This window comes from Actinotalea sp. C106 (assembly GCF_023630195.1).
Taxonomy (GTDB): domain Bacteria; phylum Actinomycetota; class Actinomycetes; order Actinomycetales; family Cellulomonadaceae; genus Actinotalea.
The window spans coordinates 1-10,119 of the sequence record NZ_JALPKN010000104.1; the positions used below are offsets into that span (position 1 = coordinate 1).

At 72.6% G+C, this 10,119-nt stretch carries 10 protein-coding genes; all 10 read right to left on the reverse strand.

Annotation, left to right across the window (positions count from 1 at the left end; all coding sequences use genetic code 11):
* Positions 1 to 347: 347 nt before the first annotated feature.
* A complete protein-coding gene (gene tyrS, locus L0B03_RS08870) occupies positions 348 to 1,661 on the reverse strand; it encodes a tyrosine--tRNA ligase (protein WP_250445450.1) in 1,314 nt (437 codons plus the stop codon).
* Positions 1,662 to 1,692: 31 nt separating this feature from the next.
* Complete coding sequence (locus L0B03_RS08875) at positions 1,693 to 2,349, reverse strand: DNA-3-methyladenine glycosylase (RefSeq protein ID WP_250445451.1); 657 nt, start codon at positions 2,347 to 2,349, stop codon at positions 1,693 to 1,695.
* The gene (locus L0B03_RS08880; protein WP_250445452.1) at positions 2,346 to 2,915 is read right to left on the reverse strand and encodes a (d)CMP kinase; all 570 of its coding nucleotides are present in this window, start codon (positions 2,913 to 2,915) and stop codon (positions 2,346 to 2,348) included. The genes L0B03_RS08875 and L0B03_RS08880 overlap by 4 nt, the downstream gene beginning before the upstream one ends.
* Positions 2,900 to 4,318, reverse strand: a complete 1,419-nt coding sequence (gene argH / locus L0B03_RS08885; RefSeq protein ID WP_250445453.1) for an argininosuccinate lyase — start codon at positions 4,316 to 4,318, stop codon at positions 2,900 to 2,902. Before argH ends, L0B03_RS08880 begins: the two co-directional genes overlap by 16 nt.
* On the reverse strand, positions 4,311 to 5,567 hold the full coding sequence (locus tag L0B03_RS08890; RefSeq protein ID WP_250445454.1) for an argininosuccinate synthase: 1,257 nt from the start codon (positions 5,565 to 5,567) through the stop codon (positions 4,311 to 4,313). The genes argH and L0B03_RS08890 overlap by 8 nt, the downstream gene beginning before the upstream one ends.
* A gap of 63 nt (positions 5,568 to 5,630) precedes the next feature.
* Positions 5,631 to 6,146: an arginine repressor gene (locus L0B03_RS08895; protein WP_250445455.1), complete on the reverse strand. Its 516-nt coding sequence runs from the start codon at positions 6,144 to 6,146 to the stop codon at positions 5,631 to 5,633.
* 5 nt (positions 6,147 to 6,151) lie between these two features.
* Positions 6,152 to 7,084 (reverse strand): ornithine carbamoyltransferase, encoded by a 933-nt coding sequence (gene argF, locus L0B03_RS08900; RefSeq protein ID WP_250445456.1) that lies wholly within the window; start codon positions 7,082 to 7,084, stop codon positions 6,152 to 6,154.
* A complete protein-coding gene (locus L0B03_RS08905) occupies positions 7,084 to 8,334 on the reverse strand; it encodes an acetylornithine transaminase (protein WP_250445457.1) in 1,251 nt (416 codons plus the stop codon). Before L0B03_RS08905 ends, argF begins: the two co-directional genes overlap by 1 nt.
* On the reverse strand, positions 8,331 to 9,299 hold the full coding sequence (argB, locus tag L0B03_RS08910; protein ID WP_250445458.1) for an acetylglutamate kinase: 969 nt from the start codon (positions 9,297 to 9,299) through the stop codon (positions 8,331 to 8,333). Before argB ends, L0B03_RS08905 begins: the two co-directional genes overlap by 4 nt.
* A partial coding sequence (locus L0B03_RS08915) for a bifunctional ornithine acetyltransferase/N-acetylglutamate synthase (protein ID WP_250445459.1) occupies positions 9,296 to 10,119 on the reverse strand: 824 nt, incomplete at its 5' end. The genes argB and L0B03_RS08915, both read right to left, overlap by 4 nt.

Sequence of the window (10,119 nt, forward strand, 5' to 3'; positions counted from 1 at the left end):
TGTTGAGTTCTCAAGGAACAGACGCGCATCCATCCAGGCCCTCAAGGCCCGTCCGGAGGCAACCGTTCAACCTTACCCCCTCCAGGAGCCTGCCGTGACCACTAGGTCTCAGCTAGATCCTGTATGGGTCCCGACATGATCGTCAGGGCACCAAGGTGCCTTGCATCTTGTCAGGGGTGGCCGCCCTCCGGGGACCGGCCGGCGGGATGATCTCCCGCTGTCCGTTCCTCCCCTCTCGGGGCGACGTCCAGAACATTACGCGCGGCGCCCGGTGGCGTCAAACTCGGCACCGGTGACCCTCGTCACCGCGCCGGCCTGAGGACGCATCAGTGGGGTCGCCCGCTGCATCACTGCAGGTCAGCGGCCTCGGTTGAGCGCTCGGTGGGTCTCCCGTCCCCGTGCTGGGCGAGCTCGGCCACCGCGAGCGTCCGCTTGCCACGGCGGAGAAGTGCCCAGCGCCCGTGCAGCAGCTGCGCCGGTCCGACCACGGCGTCCTCGGCGGAGACCCTCTCGTTGTTGATCGAGACCCCACCATCGGTGATCGCGCGCCGGCCCGCCCCGCGCCCGGCAACCAGACCGGTCGCCACGAGCAGGTCCACGACCTCGGATCCCCCGCGCGACATCGCGGTGCGAGGGAGCTCGGCGACGGCCGCCTCGAGGGTCGTCTCGTCGAGCTCGCCCAGGTCGCCCCGGCCGAACAGCGCCTTGCTCGCGGTGACCACCTTGTCGGTCGCCTCCTCGCCGTGGACGAGTCCGGTGACCTCGTGAGCCAGGACGCGCTGGGCCTCGCGGGCCTGGGGCCGTTCCCGGACGCTCCGCTCGAGCTCTGCGATCTCCTCAGGGCTGCGGTCTGTGAAGGTCCGCAGGAAGCGCACGACGTCCTCGTCCCCCGTGTTGAGCCAGAACTGGAAGAAGGCGTACGGGCTCATCATGTCCGGGGCCAGCCAGACCGCGCCGCCCTCGGACTTGCCGAACTTCGTTCCGTCGGCCTTCGTGATGAGGGGGGTCGTGAGGGCGTGCACCGCCGTCTGCTCGCTCTTGCGGATGAGCTCGACCCCCGAGAGCAGGTTGCCCCACTGGTCGTTGCCCCCGGTCTGCAGGGTGCAGCCGTGCCGGCGGTACAGCTCGAGGTAGTCCATCCCCTGCAGGATCTGGTAGCTGAACTCGGTGAAGGAGATGCCTTCGTCGGAGGCCAGCCGGCGGGCGACCGTGTCCTTGGCGAGCATCGTCCCGAGCCGGTAGTGCTTGCCGACCTCCCGCAGGAACTCGATCGCTCCCAGGTCCGCCGTCCAGTCCAGGTTGTTGACCATCAGGGCGGGGTTGTCACTCTCGAAGTCCAGGAACTGCGAGATCTGGCCCTGCAGGCGCTCGACCCACTCGGCGACCGTCTCCTTGGTGTTCAGCACCCGCTCCCCGGACATCCGCGGGTCACCGATCATGCCGGTGGCGCCGCCGACCAGGGCCAGCACGCGGTGCCCCGCGCGCTGCAGGTGCCGCAGGAGCACGAGCTGCACCAGGTGTCCGTGGTGCAGGCTCGGAGCCGTGGGGTCGAAGCCGCAGTAGACCGTGATCGGACCCGCATCGAGGGCCTCACGCAGGGCCAGCGCGTCGGTGGTCTGCGCGAGCAGGCCTCGCCACTCGAGCTCGTCCAGGATGTGCACCGTCTACTCCTCCGTCGCCGATCTGCCAGACCTAGTGTGCCGTGCGCGGACGGCGTGGGGCGCCAGGCCGGTACGCCGACACGCTGGGCTCGGACTCGATCCAGAACCGCCAAGGGTGCAGGCGTGCGTCACCTCCTGGGCCGCTCACGCCGACCCGGGGCCCCTGGAGCGCCGGCGGTGGGTGCTCCGCACGCAGGAGGCTCACGCGTCCCGCGGGGTCGAGGACCCCGACCCCGTCGTCCCCGAGGCTGAGGCCCAACGCCACCGCGAGCCGCGCCGGTCCGCGCGCCAGGTCGACGTCGGTCCGGCAGACACCCGCACGACGGCGACGCTCGCGGGCGAGGTCCTGACCGGCGACCACCTCCCCCGCGCGCAGCAGCACCGCCGCCGCCGCACCCGGGTGCCCCGTCACGAGGTTGACGCAGTGGTGCAGCCCCAGGTGGCGGTAGACGTAGAGGTGCCCAGCGGGGCCGAACATGCTCGCGTTCCGTGCGGTGCGGCCGCGGAAGGCGTGGGACCCGGGGTCCTCGGCGCCGTCGTAGGCCTCGACCTCGGTGAGGCGCACAGCCACCGTCCCGGCCGTGCTCTGCACGGTGACGGTGCCGCCGAGCAGCGCCGGGGCGAGCTCGAGCACCGGGCGCTCGAGCCAGGCCCGGTCGATCGAGCAGAGCTCGGCCTCGTCGCTCACGGCGCGAGGTCCCGGCGGCCGTCGACGACGACGTCCGCCCGCTCACGGGTCCCCTCCCGGGCGAAGTGCACGGCTTCGAGACCCATCCACCGCAGCCACTGCTCACGCATCTCGGTGCCGTCCCGCCGCAGGCCCCGCTCCAGGCGGAGGTCAGCGGGCGCGTCGACCCACGCCACGAGCACGGCGTGCTCGGCGACGACCCGCTGCCCGCTCCCGCAGCCCTCGAGCACCAGGCACTCGGTCGGTGGGAGGTCGTGCCACTCGGCGAAGGACCCCGACACCCAGTCGTACCGCTGGTAGCGGGCGGTCCGGCCGTCCAGGAGAGGCGCGAGCAGCTGATCACCCAGCCGCTGGCTCAGGTCCTCGTCGAGGCCGGACCACCCCGCGTACAGGTCGTCCATGTGGATCAGCGGGCAGCCCAGCTCACGGGCCAGGGCCGCGCCCAGCGTCGTCTTGCCCGAACCGGCCGGACCGTCCACGCAGACCAGACGCACCGGCCCGAGGCGCGGCGCCGAAGCCCGGACCTGCCCGGCCAGGGCCGAGACCGAGGTCACGCCGTGGCCCACGCCCTGAGCTGCACCGAGCGGGCGCGCGCCCGGGCGAGCTGCTGGGCGACCTGCACCGGAGCGGTGCCGCCCGTGGCCGAGCGGGAGGCCAGGGAACCCTCGACGGTCAGGACCTCGCGCACCGCCGGGGTCAGGTGCTCGGAGATCTCCGCGAGGTCGGCGTCGGTGAGGTCCCACAGCTCGGTGCCCTGCTCCTCGCAACGGCGCACGCAGCTGCCGGCGACCTCGTGGGCCACCCGGAACGGCACACCGCTCCGGACCAGCCACTCCGCGACATCCGTCGCCAGGGAGAACCCCTGGGGGGCGAGGTCAGCCATGCGTCGGGTGTCGAAGGTGAGGGTCGCGACCATCCCGGCGAAGGCCGGCAGCAGCAGGCTCAGGGTGTCGACCTGGTCGAAGACGGGCTCCTTGTCCTCCTGCAGGTCCCGGTTGTACGCGAGAGGCAGCCCCTTGAGGGTCGTCAGGAGCCCCGTGAGGTCACCGACGAGCCTCCCGGCCTTCCCACGAGCGAGCTCGGCGACGTCGGGGTTCTTCTTCTGCGGCATGATGCTCGACCCGGTCGAGAAGGCGTCGTCCAGCCGGACGAAACCGAACTCCTTGGTCGCCCAGAGCACGACCTCCTCGGCGAGGCGCGACAGGTCGATGCCGACCATGGCGCTCACGAAGGCGAACTCGGCCACCGCGTCCCGGCTCGCCGTGCCGTCGATCGAGTTCTCCACCGGCCCGTCGAAGCCGAGCTCGGCAGCGACCGCAGCGGGGTCGAGGCCCAGGGACGAGCCCGCCAGGGCTCCGGAGCCGTAGGGGGACTGGGCCGCCCGCACGTCCCAGTCGACCCAGCGCTCGACGTCGCGCAGCAGGGGCCACGCGTGGGCGAGCAGGTGGTGCGCGAGCAGGACGGGCTGGGCGTGCTGCAGGTGGGTCCGCCCCGGCATAGGGGCCTCCGGATGCGCCGCGGCCTGGTCGGTCAGGGCGTCGACGACGTCGAGGACCTGGACGGCCAAGGCACGTGCCTGCTCGCGCAGGTACATCCGTACGAGGGTCGCGATCTGGTCGTTGCGCGACCGTCCGGCCCGGAGCTTGCCCCCGAGGTCGGGGCCGGCACGCTCGATCAGGCCACGCTCGAGGGCCGTGTGCACGTCCTCGTCGTCAGGGGCGGGCAGGAAGGCCCCGCTCTCGACGTCGGCGCGCAGCCGCTCGAGGGCCTCGACCATGCCGGCGAGCTCTGCGTCGTCCAGGAGCCCGGCCCGGTGCAGCACCCGGGCGTGGGCCACCGAGCCGGTGACGTCGAGGACGGCGAGCCGCCAGTCGAAGTGCGTGCTCTTCGACAGCGCCGCCAGGGCGTCGGCGGGGCCACCGGCGAACCGGCCGCCCCAGAGGCTCACGCGTGCGGACTGCTCAGCCATCGGCACGGTCCCCCATGGCCGGGAGCTCACCCTCACCCAGGTCAACGTGGTTGCCGAACTTGACGTCGCGGGCCGCCGAGAGCTTGGCGGTGAGGCCGTAGATCTCGATGAACCCCTTGGCGTGGGACTGGTCGAAGGTGTCGCCCGTGTCATAGGTGGCGAGGTTGAAGTCGTACAGGCTCGACTCGCTGCGTCGGCCGGTGACGGTCGCGCGGCCACCGTGCAGCAGCATGCGCACCTCCCCCGAGACGTAGCGCTGGGTGTCCTCGATGAAGGTGTCCAGGGACCGCTTGAGCGGGGAGAACCACATGCCGTCGTAGGCCAGCTCGGTCCACCGCTGCTCGACGCCGCGCTTGAAGCGGGCCTGCTCACGCTCGACGGTGACGTTCTCGAGCTCCTGGTGGGCCGCGATGAGGGCCATCGCCCCCGGGGCCTCGTAGACCTCGCGGGACTTGATGCCGACGAGACGGTCCTCGACGATGTCGATGCGGCCGACGCCCTGGGCTCCTGCCCGACGGTTCATCTCCTGGATGGCCTGCAGCGGGGTGACCTGCACGCCGTCGATCGCGACCGGGACCCCGGCCTCGAAGGTGATCGTGACCTCGTCGGCGACCGGCGGGAAGGTCGGGTCGTCGGTGTAGGTGTAGACGTCCTTGGTCGGGGCGTTCCAGATGTCCTCGAGGAAGCCGGTCTCGATCGCCCGACCCCACACGTTCTGGTCGATCGAGAACGGGTTGTGCTTGGTCGTCTCGATGGGCAGCGCGTGCTTGTTGGCGTACTCGATCGCCTTGTCGCGGGTCAGGGCGAGGTCGCGGACCGGGGCGAGGCAGCGCAGGTCCGGGGCCAGCGAGGTGATGCCCACCTCGAAACGCACCTGGTCGTTGCCCTTGCCCGTGCAGCCGTGGGCCACGGTCGAGGCGCCGAACTGGCGCGCGGCACGGACCAGGTGCTTGACGATGACGGGGCGGGAGATGGCCGAGACCAAGGGGTAGCGGTCGAGGTACAGCGCGTTGGCCTTGAGCGCCGGCATGCAGTACTCCTCGGCGAACTCGTCGCGCGCGTCGGCCACGTAGGCCTCGACGGCTCCGCAGTCCAGGGCGCGACGCCGGATGACCTCGAGGTCCTCGCCGCCCTGGCCGACGTCCACGGCCACGGCGATCACCTCGGCCCCGGTGGCCTCGGCGATCCAGCCGATGCCGACCGAGGTGTCGAGACCTCCGGAGTAGGCGAGCACAACACGTTCAGTCATCACAGTTCTCTCTCTGGCAGGGGGTACGGGTCAGGTCAGGGCGCGGGGCGCGAGCAGGCATGCTCAGCCCCCCGCGAGGTCGAGGAAGCGGCGCGCGACGGCGTCGCCCCCGTGGTCGTCGCGCGCGATCACCAGGACGGTGTCATCGCCGGCGATCGTCCCGAGCACTCCGGGGAGCACCGAGTGGTCGATCGCCGAGGCGAGGAACTGCGCGGCCCCCGGAGGGGTGCGCAGGACCACCAGGTTGCCCGAGGGCTCAGCGGTCACCAGGAGCTCGGCGCACAACCTGGCCAGTCTGGCAGCCAGGAGCTCGGTGTCCAGCGCCTGCTGGGGCCGACGGTCGGCGCCCTCGGCCGGCAGAGCGTAGGCGAGACTCCCGTCGGCCGAGCGGATCCGCTCGGCGCGCAGCTCGACGAGGTCACGGGACAAGGTCGCCTGGGTCACGGACAACCCTTCGGCCGCGAGGGCCGCCGCGAGCTCGGACTGCGAGCGCACCGCGGTCCGAGCCAGCACCCGGGCGATGAGGGCGTGCCGGGCGGTCTTGGTGGTGGGCAGCCCCGAGGTCACCGCGTGGTCCACGGCCGTCACCTCCCGAGCACCCAGGCCAGCAAGGCCTTCTGGGCATGGAGCCTGTTCTCCGCCTCGTCGAAGACGACCGACCGCGGGCCCTCGAGGACCTCGGCGGTGATCTCCTTGCCGCGGTAGGCGGGCAGGCAGTGCAGGACGACGGCGGACGGGTCCGCCCGGGCCATCAGTGCGGCGTCCACCTGGAAGGGCAGGTACCGGGCCTCGGCCTCGGCGGCCGAGACCTCGTCGCCCATGGAGACCCAGGTGTCGGTCGCGACCACGTGCGCGTCGAGGACGGCGGCGCTCGCGTCCTGGGTCACGGCCACCGAACCGCCTGTCGAGCGCGCGATCGCCTCGGCGTCGGCGAGCACGTGCTGGTCCGGGAGCCGGTCGGCGGGGGTCGCGATCGTGACGTGGAGGCCTGCCGTGGCCCCTCCCAGGAGGTAGGAGTGGGCCATGTTGTTGGCCCCGTCCCCGAGGTAGGCGAGCCGGCGGCCGGGAAGGGCCTCGAGGCCCCCGGGGGTGTGCTCCGCGACGGTCAGCAGGTCCGCGAGCACCTGGCACGGGTGGAACTGGTCGGTGAGCGCGTTGACCACCGGGACCTCGACGTGGTCGGCCATCTCGACCAGCCGGGCCTGCTCGAAGGTGCGCCACACGATCGCGGCGACCTGCCGCCCGAGCACGCGGGCGGTGTCCGCGACGGACTCGCGGACACCGATCTGCGCGAGCTTGCCGTCCACGACCATGGGGTGGCCGCCGAGCTCGACGATCCCGGTGGTGAAGGACACCTGGGTGCGCAGGGTCGGCTTGTCGAAGAGGATCGCGACCGTGCGGGGCCCCTCGAGGGGGCGGGCGGCGAAGCGGTCCGCCTTGAGCCTCAGGGCCAGGGCGAGGACCTCGGCCTGCTCAGCCGGGGAGAGGTCGTCGTCGCGCAGGAAGTGGCGCACCATCAGTGCTCCTCCTGGTCGTGGTCGGGGGTGGCGAGCTCGGCGGGCAGGCGTTCGAGGAAGGCGACGAAGGTCCGCAGCTGCTCGGTCGTGATGATCAGCGGAGGCGCGAGGCGCAGCGCCGTCGGGGTCACGGGGTTGACCACGAACCCCGCCTCCAGGGCGAGGTCGGCCACCCGCGCGGCGACGGGGCCGCGGAGCTCGACCGCCACCAGCAGGCCCGCGGCACGGACCTCGGCGACAGCCGGGACCTGCTGCAGGTCTGCCACCAGCTGCGCGCCGACGGCACTGACCTGCTCGAGCACGCCGTCCCGCTCGAGCACGCCGATCGTCGCGAGGGCCGCGGCCGCAGCGACCGGGTTGCCGCCGAAGGTCGTACCGTGCTGCCCGGCTCCCAGGAGGCTCGCCGCACGCTCCCCGTGGGCGACGACCGCGCCGATCGGGAACCCTCCGCCCAGCCCCTTCGCGAGGGTCACGACGTCGGGCCGGACGCCCCCGCCGAGGTCCGGGTCGTGGTGCGCGAGCCAGTGCCCGGTGCGCCCCATCCCGGTCTGGACCTCGTCGAGCACCAGCAGGGCCCCGTGCTGCTCGGTGAGGGCCCGGGCGTGCGCGAGATAGCCCGCCGGGAGGCGCCGCACCCCGGCCTCGCCCTGCACGGGTTCGAGCACGAGGGCTGCGACGTCCTCCCCCATGGCCCGCTCGAGAGCCTCGCCGTCCCCGAAGGGCAGGAACTCGACCCCGCCCGGCAGCGGCTCGAAGGGCTCGCGATAGTCCGCCTTGTGCGTCAGCGCCAGGGCGCCCATCGTCCGGCCGTGGAAGGCCCCTTCGAGGGCCAGCACCCGAGGCCGGCCCGTGCGTCGGGCCATCTTGAGCGCGGCCTCGTTGGCCTCGGTGCCGGAGTTGGCGAAGAACACCCGGCTGGTCCGGTCGCCACCGGTGAGCTCGACGAGCCGCTCGGCCAGGGCGACCTGGGTCGGTGTCGCGAAGAAGTTCGACACGTGCCCCAGGGTGCCGAGCTGGGCGCTGATGGCTGCGGTCAGCGTGGGGTGGGCGTGGCCGAGCACGTTCACCGCGATGCCGGCCAGGAGGTCGAGGTAGCGGCGGCCGTCGGCGTCCCAGACGTAGACGCCCTCCCCGCGCACGAGGACCCGCCGAGGCGTGCCGAAGGTGTTCATGAGCGCCTGGCCGTAGCGCTCGGTCCACCGCGCCACCGACGCTCCCCCGTCGGCGCCGTGGTGCTCGAGGGAGGTCATGAGCCACCTCCAGGGGCGACGGTGGGCAGGGCACCGGTCCGGACGTCGTCGGGCAGGACCATCGTGCCCGTGCCGCGGGAGGTGAAGACCTCGGTGAGGACCGAGTGGGCCTGCCGCCCGTCGACCACGTGCGCCTGCGGCACCCCGCCCCGGACGGCCCGCAGGCAGGCCTCCATCTTGGGGACCATGCCCGACTCGAGGCTCGGCAGGAGGTGGGCGAGCTCGGTCACCCGGATGGTGCTCGCGAGGGAGGAGCGGTCCGGCCAGTCGGTGTAGAGCCCCTCGACGTCGGTGAGGATGATGAGCTTGGTCGCGCCGAGGGCCACGGCGAGCGCGGCCGCGGCGGTGTCGGCGTTGACGTTGAGCACCTGGGTGGGGTCGTCGACGTCCGGGGCGACGGTCGAGACCACGGGGATGCGCCCGGCGTCGAGCAGGTCGCGCACCGCACGGGGGTCGACCTCGACCACGTCGCCGACGTGGCCCACGTCGACCTGCTGGCCGTCGACGGTCGCGGTCCGGCGTCGGGCCTGGAGCAGTCCACCGTCCTCCCCCGACAGGCCGACGGCGTGCGGGCCGTGGGCGTTGAGCAGCCCGACGAGCTCGCGCGAGACCTGGCCGGTCAGCACCATCCGCACGACGTCCATGCTCTCGGGCGTCGTCACGCGCAGGCCGCCGCGGAACTCGCTCTCGATGCCCAGCCGGGCGAGCATGCTCGAGATCTGCGGTCCGCCGCCGTGCACGACGACGGGGTGGAGCCCCACCATCCGCAGGAAGACCATGTCCTGGGCGAAGGCACGCTTGAGACGGTCGTCGACCATGGCGTTGCCGCCGTACTTGACGACGAAGAGGGCCCCGGCGAAGCGCTCGAGCCAGGGCAGGGCCTCGATGAGCACCTCGGCCTTCTGCTCGGGTCGCAGCCCGGCGAGATCCGGGGGCGACGAGGGGTGGACGGTGTTCTCGCTCATGTGGAGTACGCGCTGTTCTCGTGGACGTAGTCGTGGGTCAGGTCGTTGGTCCAGACGGTGGCCTCGGCCTGCCCTGCGTGCAGGTCGATCTCGACGAGCACCTCGCGCGCGGCCGCCATGTCCACCAGCTCGCGGGGCTCGCCCAGCCCTCCGGCCCGGCAGACCATGACACCGTTGATGCTCACGTCGACCTGGTCGGCCTCGAAGGCCGCGTGCTCGACCGGCACCGTGCCGACCGCGGAGAGGATCCGGCCCCAGTTCGGGTCGTTGCCGAAGACCGCGGCCTTGACCAGGTTCGAGCGGGTCACGGCCCGGGCCACCAGGACGGCGGCCTGCTCGGAGTCGGCACCCCGCACGGTGACCGCGACGTCATGGCTGGCCCCCTCGGCGTCGGCCACGAGCTGGCGAGCCAGGTCTGCCGCGGCCGCCGTCACGACCTCGGTCAGCTCGGCGGCCGAGACCTCGACCCCGCTGGCGCCCGAGGCCAGCAGCAGGACGGTGTCGTTGGTCGACATGCAGCCGTCGGAGTCCACCCGGTCGAAGGTGAGCCGCGTCGCGTGGCGAAGCGCGGCGTCCAGGGTGGCGGGCTCGACGACGGCGTCGGTGGTCAGGACGCCGAGCATGGTGGCCAGCCCCGGAGCGAGCATCCCGGCGCCCTTGGCCATGCCGCCGACGGACCAGCCCGCGCGCTCGAGGTGCACGGTCTTCGCGATGCTGTCGGTGGTGCGGATGGCCTCGGCCGCGGCAGGCCCGCCGTCCCCCGCCAGGGCCGCCGTCGCCGCGTCTGCCCCGGCCAGCAGGCGGTCCATAAGTCGGATCG